Below are 20,498 nucleotides of genomic sequence, written 5' to 3' on the forward strand. Positions count from 1 at the left end.
GGAAAGAATGATGAACGGCTTGGAACATTTGTTTAAAAATAATAGAGCATGGTCCGAAAGCTTTCAATCGAATCCGGATTTTATCAAACTGTCAGCAGGGCAGGCTCCGGAGTATTTTTTTATCGGCTGCTCAGACAGCCGGGTTCCTCCGGAGCTTATTCTCGGACTGCAGCCGGGGGATTTGTTCGTTCACAGAAATATTGGCAATCTGGTTCTGCATACGGATATCAACTGTCAATCCGTGATCCAGTATGCCGTTAATGTACTCAAGGTATCTCACATTATTATCGGCGGTCATTACGGCTGTGGTGGTGTCAAGGCTGCGCTTCAGGAACGAACCTCCGGAGTGGTCGGACACTGGATTTCTCCACTCCGGGACTTGTACCGTCACCATCAGGAAGAACTTGATGCCGCGGGGTCAGAAAAACAGCAATGGGACCGTTTGTGCGAGCTGAACGTCCGCGCGCAGGTGCTCAATCTCTGTTTTACCTCATTTGTGCAGTCCGCCTGGCATACCGGGCAGTCACTGAGTGTACATGGATGGATTTACAATCTTGAAACCGGCAGGATGAATGATCTTGGTCTGACGCTCTCTTCCCCCGAAGATCTGTCGCTTTTGGAAAAAGGTTGAGAGCAGCCCCGAACGTTCCGGACAGATACGGGCTATTTTGAGCCTGCATGTTGAAATACTCGACGGCCTCGTTTTTGTTGTACTATAGGGACATCAACAGGGAGGTTAAATTGATGAGTAAAGAATATATTAAAAAGCCGTTCCGCCGTGGATTGTACTGATTTTGTCTATTCTGATGAAAACGGCAGCTGAGATAATTTTACCCGGGGATTTGATTGCATGGAATATTTTAGACAAATTAACCACGATTTTAATTATTTTCAGCATTGCCTGGCTCCTCATCAGAATTGTACGCGTCATCAAGCTGAATTTCCTGAAACGCTATGACATTTCTGTACAGGATAATTTACAGTCCCGCAAGGTACATACAAACTATCCAAGTCTGCCGAAAACCCGAATACATCTGCAGGATCAGAGCGGCGAGACGTTCAAAACGTCTTTCGATACAGCCGGCAGCTGAAAACACGCCGAATCAGGCCTTGAAACAAAAGCAGAGAATTATTAAATTATCATGTTATGCAAATTCATATTAATGAAAAACGGCCTGAAAAGATATCGAAAACGCCGGTGCTGCAGCAAACCGCGTTTTGGGCCAAAGTAAAACGTCAGCAGGGGATTGGTTCGCAGGCTTTTGATATCCAGATCCGTTCAGATGATATTTACATTGGAGATACCCAAAGCCGGCATGTAACCGATGATGTGCTGGTGCTGCTGCAGTCGGCGGGCCAGAATGATGTGATTGGATACGTTCCTTATGGTCCGACACTCAATCCGGACGATGAAAACCAGGGGCTGTTTCTGGAAGAGTTGTCAGAGACGCTGCGCCCGAATTTACCGGACAATTGCGTATTGCTGCGCTATGACCTCCGATGGGAATCACCCTGGGCCAAGGATCATGCGTATTTTGATGCCAACGGAATCTGGACAGGTCCGCCTTCCAGAATCAACCAGGAAATCCGTGTGAATTTCGGCACCGAGAACTGGAATTTGAAAAAGGCGAATACCAATGTGCTGCCGCCTGATACGGTGTTTATCGATCTGTTACAGGATGAAGAAGAGCTGATTGCCAACATGAAACCCAAAACCCGCTATAACATCAGGCTGTCAGGCAGACGAAGAGTCCGGGTCAGGCGGGGCGGAATAAGCGATCTTGAACTGTGGTATCGGCTGTACCGGCAAACCGCGCAACGGAATCATATCTGCCTGCACGATCTGAACTATTTTCAAACTGTTTTGAATGCAGAAACCGATGAGCTGCGCTCACCGGCAAATGTAGAACTGCTCATTGCAGAAAAAGAACATGAACCTCTGGCTGCCATGTTTCTGGTGTTCTCCGGTCGGCGTGCGACGTACCTCTATGGCGCTTCATCGTCCTTGCACCGCAATGCCATGCCCACCTATGCGCTGCAGTGGCATGCCATCAAACGCGCCAAACAGACCGGATGCCGTTATTATGACATGTTCGGCATTGCACCGAAACCTGATCCGGCGCATCCGCTGTACGGTCTTTACCGGTTTAAAACCGGGTTCGGCGGAAATGTTTTTCACCGTATGGGCTGCTGGGATTATCCTCTCAACGAACGCGCTTATGATACCTATCGGGTATCCGAACTGAACAGTCAGGGATACCATCTCGGCTAAATGCTACAATTGCCGGGGATTCAAAAGGCCGGGCATTTTCAGAAAGCCGTTCTGTATTGAGCTTTTGATAAAAAACCAGGCCGAAAATTATTTGTGGATCAAGAGCGACAATTTAGCATGCAGCAATCCACTGGTTAAAGCGACCGACGTAATACGCAATATAGCAGTCAGTAACAAGGATTAGTTAAATTAATTTATTGCAGTATCAAATACAAGTTGGACCTGGATTCCATACATGCGATTCTGAAAACCATCAGCCAGAGGCTGCTGCAGGCATAAACCGGGCATCCGGCAGATGTTCATGTCAGGTCTTGTCAAATATTAAAGCAGGGAGAATTTAGGACTGCCGCATTGTATCATTTAATGCTGTTAATAAAAACAGTTCTGAATATTGAATTCAAAAACAATTTTCATGTAATAGCCTCGGCACTATTGGTTTCTAGTGTTGTCAAAACTCAAGGGGGTGCTTTTGCATAAAGTTCCGATTTTAAAAATTTTACTTCCCTATATAGCCGGGATTATATTCGCCCGCTGCGTTCAGACTCCGACAGTCCTGCTGTACAGCGCAAGTATTTCATTATTTATGTTTGTCTTTTTGTTTTATTTTTTTAACCGCCTGCGATTGTTTGCTCTGTGCGCTTTTCTCTTGCTGTTTGTTGCCGGAATTCTGATTTATCAGGGCTCGGGACAGATTAAAAAAACGGATTGTTCTCATATGGCCGATTTACCGGTTCTGACCGCGATTAGAGGAACTGTTGTCTCACCTGTCAGCGAGCGGGATGAATCCATTCGTAGCGTATTGCGAGCGGACTCCGTATGGATTCAGGGAGTGCGTTATCCTGTAAGCGGCAAGGTTCTTTTGAACTGGTATGACCCCGGACCTCTCCGTTATGGTGACGAGATCATAGCAAAAGGCAAATTGCGCCTTCCGTCCCGGGACCGCAATCCCGGGGATTTTAATTATCGGGAATATCTCGCTGTGCGGCACATCCATTCAATTTTTTCCGTGAAAAACAACATGGATTTACTGATTCTCGAACGCGATCAGGCCAGCTGGGTCATGTCGCATATTGTTATTCCATGCAGGCGTTACGCTTTATTCTTTTTCAATCAGCTGGATGGAGGAGAAATGTCCGCTTTTGCAGCGGCCCTGATCATTGGTGAACGGGGCGGGCTTTCTTCTGATATGAAAAATTCGTTTGCTCGCTCTGGAATTATCCATATCCTGGCGGTATCCGGACTGCATGTCGGATTTTTATGGACCATGCTGACCGCAATGTTTCAACTGCTGCGCATCAAAAACCCATGGCGTGTTGTGCTGATTATCGGATGTCTGGTGTTTTATGCAGCCCTGACCGGCTTTAAAGTGCCCGTGGTCCGGGCTACGCTTATGGCGGTTATATTAATGATCGGTACCGTCATACAGCGGCCCGGATATTCTTTGAATTCCATGGCAATGGCCGCATTAGTCCTGCTGTTAATTCAGCCTCTGCACCTCTTTCAGGCAGGATTTCAGCTGAGCTTTGCCGCGGTAACCGGCATTTTACTGTTTTATAAGAAATTTAAAACATTGGCCCAGGGCTGGCTGCTGAACGCGCGCGAGAACGGTCAAATCCGGTTTTACCTGGTCGGGTTGCTGCTGGTCAGTGCATCTGCGCAATTTGCAACCCTGCCTTTGACTGCTTATTATTTCAACCGCATTCCGACACTGGCGCTATTGATGAATTTGGTCGCGCTTCCTCTGGCCGGAGTTATTGTCAGCACTGCGTTTCTTGCTCTAGGGCTGTCTGTCTTGTTTTGGCCGATCGGCTGGATGTTGGGACAAGTGATGTGGTTGTTTACCAAACTGCTGTTGATCATCACCCAGGCAACGGGATCACTTTGGTTTGTATCCCTTGATGTTGCACAGCCAAAGCTTTGGCATATTGCCGCTTATTATCTCATTTTGGGCCTTTTGGTGTTTTGGCAGGAACGGCGCTATCGGTTTGCAGCCATCGGTACGGTTCTGATTCTGGCCAATTTATCACTCTGGTTCCGAAATTTTTCCAAACAGGATATCTTGTCCATTGATTTTCTGGATGTGGGACAGGGTGATTCAGCTGTGCTCATGTTCGATAATCATTCTGTCGTGGTTGTTGATGCCGGCGATTCAAGCGAAAAGTATGACTGTGGAGAGTCCATTGTAGGCCCGTTTCTAAAACGACGCGGCATAGACCATATTGACCTGTTGATCCTGACTCATTTTCATTCCGATCATACCGGCGGGGCCGAATATTTACTGAATCATTTTCACATTGATACCCTGGCGATGCCGAATCAGCCGGAACATAAAGAATTTATCAAATACCAACGATTTGCAGCGGAAAATAGCATCCCGACGAAAGGATTAGAGAGAGGGGATATCCTCAAAGGCTACGGAAAGCCGGTCCTTTTGGTGTTGAACCCGGGTAAACACATGTTACAGGATACCACATCGAATATAAATGATGTGTCCCTGGTCATTCTTTGCAAATATAAAACCGGCTCTGTTCTTTTGACCGGCGATGCCGAAATAGCCGCTGAACAGGAGATGTCAGTCTATCAGCGGTTACTGGACGTCGATGTTTTGAAAATAGGCCACCACGGAAGCGCAACCGCAAGCAGCCACGCATTTCGGGAGAGGGTTGATGCGGAATGTGGCGTGGTTTCTGTCGGCGCCTTTAACCGGTTTGGTTTGCCGTCCGAATTCCGGCTCGAGCAGTTTGAAATTGAGGGCACAAAGATATTGCGAACTGATCTAAACGGCGCTGTCCGAGTTCAAATTCAGGAACAGGGGTTAATTGTCGATTCTCATTTTTAAATTCTATTGCATATTCACATCGGTTTTGTTATATTTAAAAGAGTTCCAAGTAGAGAAAAATTAAAGACAAGGTTATATTCTGACGATTGGCTATTATAAAAATCTCGAGCTTGTTATTCGCGCTCCGTTTTGGTCCTTTTACAGTGCGTTGAACACACGCACCGGATACCGCGTCTGTATCCAGGTCCTGGAAGAGCCATTTTCCACAGATCTGGAAGCCACTCTGCAGTTTACACACCAGTTCGATGTCGGCAAAAAGATCATGCACCGGAATATGCTGCGTGTTTACGATTCTCAGATTATAGAGGGAATACCTGTCATTGAATACGAGCACTTTAAAGGCGTCTCGTTCAAAGATTTTGTTGAAAAAAAGCATATTTTACCCCGAGTCCGCATCACTTCAATCTGGGTAAAAATTGCACGCACTCTGCAGCACACAATTTTTCTTGGAATTCCGCATGGATGTCCGGCGCCGGAATATATTTTGATTGATCCGGATACAGATCAGATTAAAATATTTGGGTTTGGCATCCACCATCTCTATGATTTCCTGTATCCTCTGTATCCGGAACTTTATACTTCAATTCTGCCTTTTATTCCACCGGAAGCTGTTCAGGGTCGGTCGCTGGATTCCAGAAAAGCCGATGTCTATGCCTTTGGTGTGTTGTGCTATTATATGCTGACCCGTATACTGCCGTTTTATTCAGAATCGATTCAGACGGTGATCCGTCAAAAACAGGAACTACCTCCGTCACCCAAGGATATCAATACGCATGTGCCGGTTCAGCTGGCGGACTGGGCCATGTCTCTGCTGCATCCGGTGCCGACGGAGCGAACCACCTTGAATACTTTTCTGGATTATCTTGATCCGCAGCAGGATAAAAATGTATATCCGGACCTGAGGAAACGCAGTATTGTGCCCAGAGGGACAATACATCGAATAGTCGAACCTGTAAAGGCTTTTTTTTCTCAGCAGCTTTTAGCGGTTTGGTCAAACTATAAAGCTTTTATTTTAACCGGAATGGGTATTCTGCTCATTTTATTGGTTACTCTTCGGGTGATCAGTACTTTTGACAATGAAAACGAACAACTCAATGCAGCGTATCAGGAAATGGTCGAAACGACCCCCCGGGATGACGGTATGAACGACGGATCACCGGAACGAACGATATTGCCGGATTCTGCCGTCCGGGATTCAACAGAATTTGCAGGCCGGGCGGACAGCCTGCAAATGGAAAAAAAAGGTAATGATAACGGACCTAAAGTCCGGGCTGCTTCCGCAACCGTCGAACCGGAACCCGGCGAACAGCTGCCGCAATCAGTAGAGTACACCATTTCTGCTCATGCAAACTCTGAACCCGTAAATGCCCGTGTGTTTATTGACCGGAATTATGTGGGGCAATGCTATCCCGGCCGGCCTGTCAGTCTAAACCTGAATCGAGGAGAAACCTTTTTAATTGCTGTAAAAAAAGACGGCTATCAAAACTGGGAACGCAGCATCAGGCCGCAAAATACCGGGGCCAACATCAGGGCGGAGCTTTCACCGGTTAGAGCGGCCCACCGTCTGACCATTACACAACCGGATTTTGCAGAGCGTGCAAAAATTGACCAGGGAGAATATCAGGACCTGCCGATCAAGATTGAGTTGACGCCGGGTCGGCATACTATCACATTTCTGCATTCAGAAACCGGTTTTACATATACGCAGGTTCTGAGTATTACAGCGGATTCTCCGGATACATTGTCGGTGCACCGTGCTGATGTGGGAAGAGGAAATGCGCTGTTTGTGTTACGCAACGCTGAGGAACATGGGTATGTTTTTGTAAGTATAGATGATACCCAGACTTTACAGACAACACCTTACAAAACAACGCTCTCAGCCGGGCCCCACCGGGTCCGTTTTTCCAGAAAAGGCTATCAGGTTGTACCTCAAGATACGGTGTTTGTCGTCGAGCCTGACCAGCAGGTCAAAATAACTTGTCGAATTATGAACTAGAGATGTTTAAACAAAAGTTACATATTATTGTCGTTTTTTTGATCCAGGGTGTGCTTCAGCTTTTGTTCTCTCAGGGCGAGGCCGTTAACTCGGAATTTGTTGAAAGTGTTACACCTCGACCCTATACAATCGGTGTGAATGAAAATACAGCCATCATCATACACACAACTCTTGATGTTGATTCTATTGACCGCCCTGAAGATATGCTGAAGCTTTACGGCCAGCGTTCCGGTCGTATAAGCGGAAACGTACAATACAATTCAGATTCAGCACAATTTATCTTTACACCGCAATCTCCTTTTCTATTTAGTGATGAAATCACGGGCGTTTTATCCTTAAACGCTTTGAATATTGATCGTTCACCTGATTTTTTTATCTGGAGTTTTACAATCCGTACCGCCGCATCCCATCCCTATTATCATAATCTGAGCTATGATTCCAATCTGAATCTGACCTCTTTGGCCACTCTGGATATCCAGGATGACGGTGTCGATGAAATCATTATTGCGGGGAGTCGGAATAATCAGCATTATATCCAGTTATTGAATAATAACTATGGTCAGATTAAAGCCGGGCCTCTGTTTGGCGTGCCTGACCGTGTGCGTCCGATTATCACGGGTGACCTGAATGCCGACGGGATTTCTGATTTGTTGCTGCTGCACCGCGGGAAATCGCTGTATGACATACCGCCGCGGTTTTCTGTTGTCACGGTTTCTTCTCAGGGAAATTTTACACTCGAACAAACAGTTACCGTGGCGGGACTGAAAGCCGGCACGGCTGAACCCAGAGATGCTTTTTTAAAGGATTTGAACGGAGACGGCGCGCTTGATATCGCTTTACTCATGCGAACTGGGACCTCAAAAAGCATCTATGTTTATCTGAATAACGGCTCCGGGGCATTCGATCAGAGCGGTCCATCACACCTTTTTTACAGTCAGCCCCAGGGTGAAAGCATGCTGGGAAACGATTTTAATCTGGACGGAACGGTTGATCTTGCGGTTTCCCATCATAGCGGAAGCCGGAGCGGGATATCGATTTTTTGCAATTCCGGGCGGGACTCTTTGTATCAGAACGAACCGGATTATACGATTGAACACGGTAATTATGATTTTGAATCCAGTCTTTGCCATGATTTTAACAATGATCATCTTCCTGATCTGCTTTGGGGAGATTTTACAAATGTTGACTTTTTTCTTTATGAACACCAGGGAGTTGACACGGGACTGACGCCGTTCAAACCGGAGTTTAGATTGTCCCGGTTTAACAACAGTATCGGCGGTACACTATCCCTGATTTCCTCTGATTTTGATGCGGATGATGATATGGATATCGGCTGGATTGGCTATTCCGTGGGCCAATTTAGTATTTTGTGGAACGACAATGGTTTTAACACGGCGTCCACGAATTACAGAATTCTGGAGAATCCGGTTCGGGCTGCAAGCGGATATTTTGATCAAAACGACGGTATGGATTTTTGCATTGCTGATGCGTCCGGCACAATGACTTTTTTGTTTAATCGTCCGGATGAACGGCATGCTCCGGATTCACCCCGGCTCATCGCCCCGTTATCCAATAGTGTGCATCAGGATACCCTTTCCCGGTTTGCCTGGGAGATTCCGGACGATGCGGATGGTGATTCATTATCTTTTATTGTGAATATTTTTGATGAAAACGGAACCCTTTTGCAATATGATGCGGCAAAGAAGCCGCAATTGTTCGATCCGGTTCCCCCGGTGGCGGCTGCAAGCGGAGACATGCGATTTCAGCTGCCTGTCTCTCTCAGAGACGCGGTGTACGAATGGGAGGTGATTGCGCAGGATTCCCTGATGATCAGCGAGCCCTCGCCGCGCCGGGCATTCAGTATTGACTCTCAAGCTCCGATCATCACAGAGTTGATCTGGCAAAACCCGGATTATGCTGACAAATGGTATGCGGCGGATACGGAAACAGAAATCAGTTTTCAAGTTGATCTGCAGGAGGAGCATCCGGATTCTGTTGTGCTGACCGGAGACGAGGTGGGTCGGTTTGCCTATATATTCGACGACACCCTGCATACCGGTCCATTTTCCTTTTGGCCTGAGGTTCAAACTGATGGGCTGTACTCCGTCCGTTGCGATGTGATTGACAAAGCAGGACAGCGCTCTTTTATTGCTGACACCCTGGGACTCGACTTTACCCCGCCGTCCGGCGCGGCCTGCGACATTAAAAGCGACACCAGCCGAACGGATACATTCAGAGTGTTTTGGGGCGGAGGAAAAGATGGCAACGGCAGCGGCATTCACAGCTACCGGATTCGTTACAAGCAGAATGATGGTAAGTGGACGGTATGGATTTACAATACAGAAAAAACCGATTCGCTGTTCACCGGAGAAAACAAAAGCACATACTATTTTGAGGCTGTTGGTTCAGATCATGTGGGATATCAGCAGCCTTATGCCGGTGAACAGGATGCTGTGACCGTCTCTATACCCGGCGACACCCTGCCACCCGGACAACCCGTCAATTTGCTGGTGGATGACGGCAAAGTGTCAAATTGGCAGGCACAACCTGAATTTCAGATCGGCTGGGAAAATCCACCGGACGAAAGCGGTATTGCACGTACACTGTATAAACTGGAAACGTCACCTCTGGATGACTGGGATACGACCGGCACTCTGCCGCAAACGCAACGTGTAGACATTTCAGCCAACCGGGAAAACGGACAGTATGTTTATATCTGGTTGCAGGATTCCAGCGGCAATGCAGATTTTAACAGCAGGGATTCGGTTCTGTTGCGTTACGATGCCACAGAACCTGTAATACAGGCTGTAAAGCTTTTGCTGGCAGGTCGGGATACCTCGGCTTTGTGGTTCAATCCGGACAGCAATTCGACAGCGGTTTTGCGTATGTTCTATGATGAACTGAATCCTGTACAGCTGCGCTGCGAATTTTCCGAGTTTCTTGATCCTATAACCCGGACTCCCGCCGTAACAGACAGTATTGATTTTTCAATTGATTTGCAGACTATACCCGATACGCGGTTAACCGCAACGCTCAGTTGCATAGATAAAGCCGGAAACCGTTCAGAACAGCCGTTCTTTATCGGACTGGATTCGACGCCACCGCAGAATACGATGGCGCTGGCGCCTGATACCACCAGTCTGCAAAATATTCCCATCTCCATAGATACCATAAACACCATTGAAAATACATCCGGTCTGAGCGGAGTTTACCGTATATGGGTGAAAACAGACGATGGGGAGTGGTCTATTGCCCGATCCCGATATACCGATTCAAAATACAATCATGCTGCGCAATTCGGACATATGTATTATTTTGCTGCCGGTGCAATCGATAATGCCGGTAACGTCGAACTGTTTAAGGGCCAGGCCGAATGCAGTACCTATGTGAATGAGAATTATGTTGATGATCAGCCGCCTGGAAAACCGCTGAATACTAAAGTGAATGGCCACGGACTGTTTCAATGGTTTGCTGATCGGGAGATAAAGGTATCATGGGAGACTCCCCCGGATGAATCGGGAATATCTCATTACTATTTAAAGTGGAACTCACCGCCGGCCGATTCATCGGATTATGATGAAAAAGAACCGGCTGTTTCGCCATTCACGGCGACAATACCGGATACGGGAAAGAACATCCTGTACCTCTGGCTTGAGGACAGCAGCGGTAATACGGACAGCGAACAATACGCTGATATCCGGCTGGGATATGATCCGACTGATCCGCAGGTTGATTCTCTTCGGCTTGTTAATGCTGTATTTTTAGAAAAATGGCTGAATCCGGATTCAAATACAGCCGCGCATTACAGACTGACGGTACGTGAGGCTCATTTAGATTCGATACAATGGTCAATTGAGGGAACCGATGCCGCATCTGCGTTCATGGATACCCTGGCATCCATGAACGCACAATATAACCTGCAGATTCCGGTTTTAGATCTTGCTCAGGGCTGTCATAGGATTGCATTTACAGTCACAGATAGTGCGGGAAACAGTACAACGGTGCAGCATGAATGCTGTATTGATTCAGAAGCACCGCAGGCAACGATTGCCCAGTCTCCGGACACGAGTTTATCCAAAGCGTTTTCCGTAACCTGGCAGGGCGCTCCGGGTGTAGATCAGGAAAACGGCTCGGGATTGTCCGGACAATATGATTTACGAATGCGGGTGAATGCAGGAGAGTGGCGCACGATTATCAGCAGACTCGGAATCAAGTCATTTTCATTCAGCGGGGATCACGGCAAAACGTATGAATTTGAAGCGGCCGCCTGGGACAATACCGGAAATCGTGAACTGTTCAGCGGTATAGCGGAAACAAGCACGCATATCGATACCAATTTTCAAGATTCGACACCTCCTGATGCTCCGTTATCTGTTAAAATAAACGGACAAGATCCCACAGTATGGTTTAGTGATACCTCACTAACTTTGTCATGGAAAAACCCGGATGATCTTTCCGGCATTTCAGCTGTTTATTACAAATATGGTACCGCTCCTGAAACTGCTGAGGATTACAGCGGGATGCAGAGAATCAACGGCGATTCTTCCATCATTCTCAATACCATACCGGAAAACGGAGTCCGATGTTTTCTCTGGCTTGAAGACGGCGTCGGAAACACAGATCATACCCGGTATACGGAAATTTATATAAAAAATGATAATACAGTCTCCGGTTATCACAACAGTCTATCCGATTAATCCATTAAATATTGACCGTTTTTCAAAAGAGATGGCGAGCCGGTGCAGCATTCTTTTGCAAATGCAGGAAATGAATCCGGCTTTTGTGAGTTTTTTCTCATCGAACCTGGATACTCTACGCGTTCCTGTTGACAATGACAGTCTGTCGTTGACTGTGGATCTTTCGGATTTAGCATCGGGAAATCACTCTGTATACTGCATGGTTGGCGATTCCGCCCGGAATACGCAATTGGACAGTTTCTCTATCGATATCGATCTGATTGCTCCCGGAATCGAGATCAGCCAGTGGGATACTCTCACACAAGCGGGAGAAGACTATTCAGTGTCGGCCCGTATTACAGATGATGTTTTCGTTGAACAGGCGCTGCTCTACTATAAAAAGGGAGGCTGGCAAAACTTTAACCAAATCGAGATGAATGCAACGGGAGATGTGTATTCTGCTGTCATTCCCGGTGATTCTGTCGGCATGCGCGGAATTGAATTCAAAATACAAGCCTCAGACGCGCTCTATAGCCCATTCTTCCCATTAGACTCCAGTGTTCTGTGTCCCAATGTCCAATGGGGGGGCGATCGAACCGCTGCATTTACCTTAATCGGCGGCAGTGAAGCTGATGCATATCGGATGGTTTCAATTCCGTTTGAACCGGCCAACAATCACGCTGAAGCTGTATTGGTGGACAATTTTGGTCCCTTTGAAGATGAAACCTGGCGATTTTTATATTGGCAGCCGTTGAACAATCAATATGTCGAATACCCTGATATTCAATCACTTGAGCCGGCTCAGGCTTATTGGAGTATTACTTTAAGCGACAGTGTTAACTTTAGTGTCACTGGCGGCAAATCAATTTCAACCAAAGAAGCGTATGATATAAAGCTGTACCAGGGCTGGAATGATATCGCTTTGCCTTTCACGTTTAACATTACCTGGGATGATATTGTAACGGCCAGTACACTGGACACCTCGTTGTTATGGGGACCGTTTACATTTGATAAACGCTGGATTTATCCATTTGAAATAAAGACACTGGAGCCCTGGCAGGGATACAGTCTTTACTGCGAATCGGAACAAATGACCCTGAAAATACCACCGATTGAGGCCGGTTCCAGCCTGAATAAGCCCTATGGGAGCGTCCTGAATTGGGGATTACAGCTCATAGCTGTCTGCGGAGCGTCTGCAGACTCGATGAACATCATTGGCACAGCTGAGAATGCCAATGATGCTTTTGATCGGTACGATTATGTGGAAGCTCCGGTGATAGGCGATTATATCACTCTGTTTTTTCCACACCCGGATTGGAAACCTGTGTTGGAGCGTTTTGGCGTGGATATACGCGCTCCAAAGCATAAAAATACCTGGGTTTTGCATGTGGAAAACAGCAAACCCGAGTGCAGTGTCGAATTGTTTTTCCATACTCTCACGCCTCTGCCGGACGATCTGCATCTGGTTTTAAAGGATCAACAAGCTAATATTGAAATTGATTTGACGCAGGAATCGTCATATCAATTCCTCTCTAACAGGGATATGTCACCCCGTACATTGGAAATCATCGGGAGTAGCAGTGACCATTTGGCTGAAGAATCAGAGGATACGGCTGAACCCCGGAAAATACTGCAGAATCACCCGAATCCTTTTAATTCAACAACCGTCATATCTTTTCATTTAGAGTCTGCGTCTGATGTGAAACTGGTTGTTTACAATTTACTGGCTCAGCGGGTCAGGGGATTAAAATCAGGATTTCTGGAAAAAGGATTTCACCAAATCAGTTGGGACGGACTGGATGATTTTGGAAATCCGGTCGGTACGGGAATCTATATTCTCCGTCTGGAGACCAAGGAGTATTCCCAAACACGTAAAATGATTTATACCCGTTAGGAAGGCTCGATGTCTAAAAAAAGTATTTTCACTATAATGATGATAGCTGCAGCCGGCATGATCTCCGGGCAGGAAGCTGATATTGAAATTGATCGCGGCATACAAGCTTTTTACCAGGCAGAATTTGAACAATCCATACAAATTCTGCAGAACGTGCTGAATCGGGATACTCTGGAAAAAAGCGATCTGTTCAGGATTCATCTTTACATTGCATTTTCAAAATACCGCCTTGGCTATCTGGTAGAAAATATCACTATGCATCTTCGTCTGGCTGCTCAGGCCAGACCGGACACCGTGCTTGATTCCGCCAAATTTCCACCTGATTTGACCGACCGATATGATTCTGTACGGGGGGAAACGGTCGGTTCATTGCTGGTTACCAGTCATCCGGATAGCGCTTCAATCGTTTTATTGGATCTTGAAACGCATGAAATTGAGGAACATGTGACTCCGTATCGACTGTATGGTATCGAACGTAAAAGGTACAGCATTGTCGTTTCTAAACAAGGCTGGAAGGCATTTACAGGCGCCGCAACCCTGCAGCCGTCAAAATCGGAGATTCTGAACGTAACACTGAAAGCAAGCAAACCAGCTGTTCTGAAAAAGTACTGGCCTTACGGAGCTGGAATTTTAGTCGCCGGCGTTTTGGTTTTAGCACAATTTGTAGATACGGATTCAGACAATGAGAAAAAATCCTTACCGTTGCCTCCGGACCGCCCCTGATTATGCTGACTGATTTACTCGAATTTGAAACTGAATTCTGGGCCAAAGGCCATGCTTATATTGCCGGGGTTGATGAAGCGGGTCGGGGACCCCTGGCCGGTCCGGTGGTAGCCTCTGCGGTGATCTTTTCAAGACATGATTTTGAAAACCCAGGAATTAAAGATTCAAAATTATTGTCTATTAAAAAGAGAACACAGATCGCTGAATATATCCGAGAGCGCGCGTTGTGCGTTGGAATCGGAATTTGTGAACATGATGAAATTGACAGGCTGAACATATTAAAAGCCAGCCTTTTGGCCATGCAGCGGGCCGTTAACGCTTTGAGCGTAATACCGGATCAAATTCTTGTTGACGGCCGGAATGTTCTGGATACAACGATACCCTGTGAGGCGCTCATCAAAGGAGATTTAAAATCAAGAGTGATTGCAGCTGCTTCGGTTATTGCCAAAGTGGAACGCGACTGTATGATGATAGAATACGACCGGCAGTATCCGGAATACGGATTTGCAAGGCACAAAGGTTATCCTACAAAACACCATGTTGAAGCCATTGAACAACATGGTTTGTCACCGATTCACAGACGATCATTCAGGGTAAAAGCACTTGACGGCATCGAACTCTAAAAAAACCGGAACACAGGGCGAAGCCCTTGCTGCAGAATATCTCGAAAGAAAAGGCTATGACATTCAGGAACGCAACTATCATGGCGCAGGAGGGGAGATTGATATCATTTGCCGGGATCGTGATGTGTTGGTCTTTATAGAAGTGAAAAGCCGAAAATCCAAATCCTTCGGCGATCCGCTGGAATGGGTGAATGCCCGAAAACAGGAACGCATAGGTGAAACTGCGAATGAATATATGAGCCGGCAGGAGAACGAACTGGACTGCCGTTTTGATATTGTTACCGTTGATTTGAGTTGCATGCAGATTGAACATTTTGAAAACGCCTTTTGGCTTGAATGACGGGGAGGTGAGCATGGAAAAATATTTAGCAGATGGAAAAAAACTGCAGTGCCTGCAGGATGACATTACGAAATTATCGGTTGATGCCATTGTCAATGCTGCCAATGAACAGTTGGCACATGGCGGAGGGGTGGCCAAAGCAATTTCAAAGGCCGGAGGCAGGCTTGTACAGAAACAGAGCACAGAGTGGGTCAAAAAGCATGGTCAGTCTATTGCGTTTCCGGCCATCCGCACAGGGATATTCGGGTACCCGTTGAAAAAATGTGCCGAGATTATGATTTCTGAATCCATTGAATTCCTGAAATCCGGTTCCTCTGTAAAGCATATTATATTTTGTTTGTTCAACCAGAAAGCCTATGATACATTTGTTGAGGAATTGTCAGGAAAATAATCCGGGAACGCCAAAAATATCCCTCCTTTGGCCGGAACAATGCCCTGAATGCCGGGTTTCAAACATGTAAATCACTGATTAACAGCTGGAGTTTAGCTCATGAAAAAAACTATTTTTATTGCTGCACTGTTACTGGTGCATTGCGTATCGTTCGCCGCCCCCAAATGGGAAATCGGCCCGCATGTCGGTTTTTCATTCCCGACCGGAGACCATGTTTATGGCAATACGGCCGGTGAGGGACTTGGCGCCAAAGTGCTGTATCAATTTGAAAATATACATTATTTACGCGCCCGGGCTGATCTTTTGTATCTTTCTTACGGAGAACAACGGAGTTCGATTGAAAACACGCCCGGTCTTTTGGAGAGAACCCGGCATGAATCCTTTCAGCTGACCACAGGCGTGCAATTTGATTGGGGATCAGGCACGGTACGATCCTATATTTCTCCCATGGTAGGAGTTTTTAACTTTCGCTCCGTATCAACCTATCCTGATTTGTATTACTATTACGGCTATACGGTATCAGACACGCGTGACAGTCAATGGACTTATGGCGGCCGTTTGCAGGGTGGTTTGCTCTTTGATATCGGGCTGGGGGTTTTAATCGATGTTGGTTTCAACTATCAGAGACTATTCGATGTACAGATTGAAAAAGAAAACCGTACTTTTCGAACCGATGCTGACGATCTTATGCTGAATGTCGGTGTTTTGATTTCAGTCACTGAATAAACGACAAGGAATTGACAACCTATGCCAAAAGTTAATGATTTACCGAATATTACAAAAGAGAAAGTGGAACAGATTGTTCATAAAAACCATCATGATCCGTTTCAGATATTGGGTCCGCATCAGATTGAAATAAATGGAGAATTATGCTGGCTGGTGAGGGCATGGCTTCCGAATGCCAGAACAGTAAGCCTTTATTTACCGGAGGCAAGAGAACATATCGATATGGTGAGGGCGCATCATGATCAGTTTTTTGAAGGGATAGTGTCACGAAAAGCTGAATTGCCAAACTACCAATTTCACGTGCTGACGTACGATGATAAAGAACGATTTGATCATGATTCCTATTTTTTTCTGCCATATCTCACGGACACCGATCTCTATTTATTTGGCAAAGGCGATCATCACAAGCTCTATGAAAAGATGGGCGCTCATCCTACCCGGATCGATGATGTAGAAGGCGTGCATTTTGCGGTGTGGGCTCCGAATGCCCGTGCTGTGAGTGTGGTGGGTGAGTTTAATCAATGGCAATCCGGGCATCACCAGATGCGTGTGCTGGGCGGATCAGGTGTATGGGAACTCTTTATACCGGGATTAAAAGCCGCCCAGATTTACAAATATGCCATCAAGGATCAGCATGATCACGAATTCTTCAAGGCCGATCCGTTTGCCTTTCAGGCCGAAACCCGTCCCAAAACCGCCTCCATCATTGCGGAAATTGATTCGCACGAGTGGAATGATGATGACTGGATGCACAATCGGCGAAATACGGATGCCCTGCGGAAACCCATATCAATCTATGAAGTACATTTAGGTTCATGGAAACGCAAAGATGACAACAGCTTTTTGAATTACCGTGACCTTGCCGTGCAGCTTGTCGATTATGTTAAAAAAATGGGATATACTCATATTGAATTGATGCCGGTTGCAGAACATCCGTTCGACGGATCATGGGGATACCAAATCACAGGGTATTTTGCGCCCAGCTCACGATACGGTGCACCTGCAGATTTTCAATTTTTTATGGATCACTGTCATCAGAATGACATCGGAGTTATTGTTGACTGGGTTCCGGCGCATTTTCCAAAAGACGCGCATGGATTGGCCCGATTTGACGGTACTGCTTTGTATGAACATCAGGATCCACGATTGGGAGAACACAAGGACTGGGGGACTCTAATATTCAATTACGGAAGAAACGAGGTCCGGAATTTCCTGATTGCCAATGCGCTGTTCTGGTTTGACAAGTATCATATCGACGGCATCCGTGTGGATGCTGTATCTTCCATGCTCTATCTTGACTATTCCCGTGAAGGTGATGATTGGGTAGCCAACAAGTTTGGCGGTCGCGAGAATCTGGACGCAATCGATCTGATCAAGCATATTAATGAACTGTTATTTGGATATTTTCCCGGTGCATTATCAGTCGCCGAAGAGTCAACGGCATGGCCCGGCGTTTCAAAACCCACGTATCTCGGCGGGCTGGGTTTTAATCTCAAGTGGAATATGGGCTGGATGAATGATTTTCTGACTTTTTTCAGCAAAGATCCGGTTCACCGCAAGTATCATCACAACATGATCACCTTTGCACTGCTGTATGCATTTAATGAAAATTTTGTGCTGGTCCTGAGTCATGACGAAGTGGTGCATGGAAAAAAATCATTGCTGAGTAAGATGCCGGGGGATGACTGGCAAAAATTTGCCAATTTGAGAGCTCTGTATGGATTTATGTTCGGTCATCCCGGCAAAAAGCTGCTTTTTATGGGATCGGAATTGGCCCAATGGAGAGAGTGGAATGAAAAATACAGCATTGACTGGCATTTACTAGAGTACGACCGTCACAGACAAATCCAGACCCTGTTGTCGGATTTAAATCATCTTTATGCATCGGAACCTGCTTTGTACCATCATGATTTTGAAAAGGAAGGGTTTCAGTGGATTGATTTTCAGGACTGGGAAAACTCGATCATTTCATTTATTCGAAAAGGGAGTGACGCGGACAAACTGATTTTCGTCTGCAATTTTACACCTGTATATCGGGAAGGCTATCGTGTGGGGGCGCCTGTGAACGGCAAATATAAAGAGCTCCTGAATACAGATTCCGACATTTACGGTGGCAGCAATAAAGGAAACTTTGGAACCGTTCAAAGCCAGAAAACTCCCTGGCACGGTTTCGATCATTCAATTGCCATCAATCTGCCGCCTCTGGCTACTGTTATTTTCAAACCGGAAAATTAAAAAAACGGTGCCGGAGATTAAACTCCGGCACCATTGTCCTTCAGATTCCCAATTCCCATCTTATCATAAAATTACGTCCCGGCTCAATTGAAATCTCGCCCCGATTGCTGGCGAGATGATTTCGATATGCGGTGTCCAGTACATTTTCAACCCCGAAAAACAGCTGCGATCGGAGATTCATAATCTGAAAAGAACGGGTGAATGCATAGACATCAACATAAGCATATGCCGGTGTCGATGCTTCCCAGGCGGCGACTCGTTCCTGCTCAGAGTACAGCGTGGCCGCAATATTAAAATTTAAAAACGGAGAAACCGGTCCGCTCAAACTGATGCGGCCGTTCAAAGGGGGGATCAATGGCAGCGGCTCATCAACATAAACATCCTGGCCGTGAACATAAGATGTGCTGAGATGCAGCGAATACTGCTTGTAAAAACGGTAATCCGTCCGGACTTCACCACCGTACAATTCGGCTTTGCCGACATTGCTTTTCAGCAAGGCGTTTCTGCCTTCATAGGTCGAGGCTTTTTCTATCACCATATCGGTAATGCGGTTGTAGAACGCGTTGGCTGAAAAAGATATTTTATCTTTCCAAACCCGGATACCAACATCTGTAAACATGCCGTTCTCAGGTTTTAAATTCGGATTGCCGACTTTGACCAGGTTTCCAAGATCAATATACTGATATCGCTCCGAGATATATGGAGAACGGAATGATCGTGCTGCTGTAAAGGTGAAATCCGTTGACGGCGTTGCGTGAAACAACAGCCCTAAATTTCCACTCCATGAATGATTATTTACTGTGTTCTCCTTCCAGAGAACGGTCTGGGTGGGGGGCGAATCAATCCGCTGGCCGTTTTGAACAATATACACGGGATTCAAGGTTTTGTCATTCTCCACCCGGATCCAGTCCCAGCGACCTCCAAGGGTGAGTTTAATACGATCCTGCAACAGAGGGACTTCATCCTGAGCATACACCCCGGTGCTGTAATAGGTCGAAAGCGGCAGAGGACGTTCAGCCAATGTCTGATCAATGCTTTTTACCACCGATCCGTTGTCCGGGTCCAGAACATCAATACGCATATGCTTTTTTCGGCGGCTATCCAATTCCTTTTGCCAGGTATCAATACCGAGAATAACATATTGATTGGCCGGTAATGACCAGTCTGTCTGCAGTTGCACCCCTGAGTGGCATGTGTGGCTTTGGGAAGTATTTCCTGCATGTGTATTTCTTTCGGCGGAGTTGTGGGCATTGATTTGATAATATGGGGAATATTTTCCACATCTCTCAGGATATCCTGTTTAAAATACTTTACGGACAGGCGAGGAAGCGGCGCGATGATATTGCGGCCGATGTACTCAATGCTGTAAAGATCACGTTCCTCTGTCGGATACCGGACATCCGCTTTGGAGGGAAACAGATTATTGGCGCCCGGGATGCCCACATTGAACGCACGATAACGCTGAGCGTTAAATTTGAACTCGTGATTTTGCGTTAATTTGATTCCCGCACGGGCTGAAAGAGAATTATCCCTGAACTGACTGTTGCCGAGAGTACCGTGAGGCGTTTCCACTTCCTCCGCATCTCTCAGAGTACCTGAGAGTTTGAAATACCATCGTTTTCCTCCTGTATAGGCTGTTACGCTTGCATCCCGGCGGTCATTGACACTACTGTAATGAGTAGACAGGGTGGAGGTTGCGTAAAGGGATTCAGAATACCATCCGTCACGGGTTATGATGTTCACCACGCCGCCAATCGCGCCGGTCCCATACAATGAAGACCCC

At 46.5% G+C, this 20,498-nt stretch carries 14 protein-coding genes; 13 read left to right on the forward strand and 1 reads right to left on the reverse strand.

What is annotated here, in order from left to right; translation table 11 throughout:
- Positions 1 to 10: 10 nt before the first annotated feature.
- The 13 genes from U5R06_05905 to glgB all read left to right on the forward strand — a co-directional run bounded on the left by U5R06_05905 (position 11) and on the right by glgB (position 18,715).
- Positions 11 to 631, forward strand: coding sequence for a carbonic anhydrase (locus U5R06_05905; GenBank protein ID MDZ7722356.1), 621 nt, complete (start codon positions 11 to 13; stop codon positions 629 to 631).
- Positions 632 to 806: 175 nt separating this feature from the next.
- Positions 807 to 1,091 (forward strand): hypothetical protein, encoded by a 285-nt coding sequence (locus U5R06_05910; GenBank protein ID MDZ7722357.1) that lies wholly within the window; start codon positions 807 to 809, stop codon positions 1,089 to 1,091.
- Positions 1,092 to 1,147: 56 nt separating this feature from the next.
- Positions 1,148 to 2,272: a peptidoglycan bridge formation glycyltransferase FemA/FemB family protein gene (locus U5R06_05915; GenBank protein ID MDZ7722358.1), complete on the forward strand. Its 1,125-nt coding sequence runs from the start codon at positions 1,148 to 1,150 to the stop codon at positions 2,270 to 2,272.
- Positions 2,273 to 2,741: 469 nt separating this feature from the next.
- Positions 2,742 to 5,111, forward strand: a complete 2,370-nt coding sequence (locus tag U5R06_05920; protein ID MDZ7722359.1) for a DNA internalization-related competence protein ComEC/Rec2 — start codon at positions 2,742 to 2,744, stop codon at positions 5,109 to 5,111.
- 148 nt (positions 5,112 to 5,259) lie between these two features.
- Positions 5,260 to 7,107, forward strand: coding sequence for a PEGA domain-containing protein (locus U5R06_05925; protein MDZ7722360.1), 1,848 nt, complete (start codon positions 5,260 to 5,262; stop codon positions 7,105 to 7,107).
- 2 nt (positions 7,108 to 7,109) lie between these two features.
- Positions 7,110 to 11,804, forward strand: coding sequence for a VCBS repeat-containing protein (locus tag U5R06_05930; protein ID MDZ7722361.1), 4,695 nt, complete (start codon positions 7,110 to 7,112; stop codon positions 11,802 to 11,804).
- Entirely contained in the window at positions 11,761 to 13,677 is a 1,917-nt protein-coding gene (locus U5R06_05935) for a FlgD immunoglobulin-like domain containing protein (GenBank protein ID MDZ7722362.1), read from the forward strand. The genes U5R06_05930 and U5R06_05935 overlap by 44 nt, the downstream gene beginning before the upstream one ends.
- 9 nt (positions 13,678 to 13,686) lie before the next feature.
- Entirely contained in the window at positions 13,687 to 14,400 is a 714-nt protein-coding gene (locus U5R06_05940) for a hypothetical protein (protein ID MDZ7722363.1), read from the forward strand.
- Positions 14,401 to 14,402: 2 nt separating this feature from the next.
- The gene (locus U5R06_05945) at positions 14,403 to 15,023 is read left to right on the forward strand and encodes a ribonuclease HII (protein MDZ7722364.1); all 621 of its coding nucleotides are present in this window, start codon (positions 14,403 to 14,405) and stop codon (positions 15,021 to 15,023) included.
- On the forward strand, positions 15,004 to 15,363 hold the full coding sequence (locus U5R06_05950) for a YraN family protein (GenBank protein MDZ7722365.1): 360 nt from the start codon (positions 15,004 to 15,006) through the stop codon (positions 15,361 to 15,363). Before U5R06_05945 ends, U5R06_05950 begins: the two co-directional genes overlap by 20 nt.
- Positions 15,364 to 15,376: 13 nt before the next feature.
- Positions 15,377 to 15,754, forward strand: a complete 378-nt coding sequence (locus tag U5R06_05955; protein MDZ7722366.1) for a macro domain-containing protein — start codon at positions 15,377 to 15,379, stop codon at positions 15,752 to 15,754.
- A gap of 99 nt (positions 15,755 to 15,853) precedes the next feature.
- Entirely contained in the window at positions 15,854 to 16,480 is a 627-nt protein-coding gene (locus U5R06_05960) for a hypothetical protein (protein MDZ7722367.1), read from the forward strand.
- A 21-nt stretch (positions 16,481 to 16,501) separates the two neighbouring features.
- The gene (gene glgB, locus U5R06_05965) at positions 16,502 to 18,715 is read left to right on the forward strand and encodes a 1,4-alpha-glucan branching protein GlgB (GenBank protein ID MDZ7722368.1); all 2,214 of its coding nucleotides are present in this window, start codon (positions 16,502 to 16,504) and stop codon (positions 18,713 to 18,715) included.
- Between the two features lie 40 nt (positions 18,716 to 18,755).
- Here glgB and U5R06_05970 read toward each other — a convergent pair whose 3' ends face one another.
- A complete protein-coding gene (locus tag U5R06_05970) occupies positions 18,756 to 19,895 on the reverse strand; it encodes a TonB-dependent receptor (GenBank protein ID MDZ7722369.1) in 1,140 nt (379 codons plus the stop codon).
- Between the last annotated feature and the right edge of the window lie 603 nt (positions 19,896 to 20,498).

Source organism: candidate division KSB1 bacterium, from assembly GCA_034521575.1.
Classification (GTDB): domain Bacteria; phylum Zhuqueibacterota; class Zhuqueibacteria; order Residuimicrobiales; family Krinioviventaceae; genus JAXHMJ01.

Excerpts from the sequence above, each read along its gene's own strand:
- U5R06_05905 (MDZ7722356.1), top strand. The coding sequence starts at position 11 with ATGAACGGCTTGGAACATTTGTTTAAAAATAATAGAGCATGGTCCGAA.
- U5R06_05910 (MDZ7722357.1), top strand. The coding sequence starts at position 807 with ATGAAAACGGCAGCTGAGATAATTTTACCCGGGGATTTGATTGCATGG.
- U5R06_05915 (MDZ7722358.1), top strand. The coding sequence starts at position 1,148 with ATGCAAATTCATATTAATGAAAAACGGCCTGAAAAGATATCGAAAACG.
- U5R06_05930 (MDZ7722361.1), top strand. The coding sequence starts at position 7,110 with ATGTTTAAACAAAAGTTACATATTATTGTCGTTTTTTTGATCCAGGGT.
- U5R06_05935 (MDZ7722362.1), top strand. The coding sequence starts at position 11,761 with ATGATAATACAGTCTCCGGTTATCACAACAGTCTATCCGATTAATCCA.
- U5R06_05940 (MDZ7722363.1), top strand. The coding sequence starts at position 13,687 with ATGTCTAAAAAAAGTATTTTCACTATAATGATGATAGCTGCAGCCGGC.
- U5R06_05945 (MDZ7722364.1), top strand. The coding sequence starts at position 14,403 with ATGCTGACTGATTTACTCGAATTTGAAACTGAATTCTGGGCCAAAGGC.
- U5R06_05955 (MDZ7722366.1), top strand. The coding sequence starts at position 15,377 with ATGGAAAAATATTTAGCAGATGGAAAAAAACTGCAGTGCCTGCAGGAT.
- U5R06_05960 (MDZ7722367.1), top strand. The coding sequence starts at position 15,854 with ATGAAAAAAACTATTTTTATTGCTGCACTGTTACTGGTGCATTGCGTA.
- glgB (MDZ7722368.1), top strand. The coding sequence starts at position 16,502 with ATGCCAAAAGTTAATGATTTACCGAATATTACAAAAGAGAAAGTGGAA.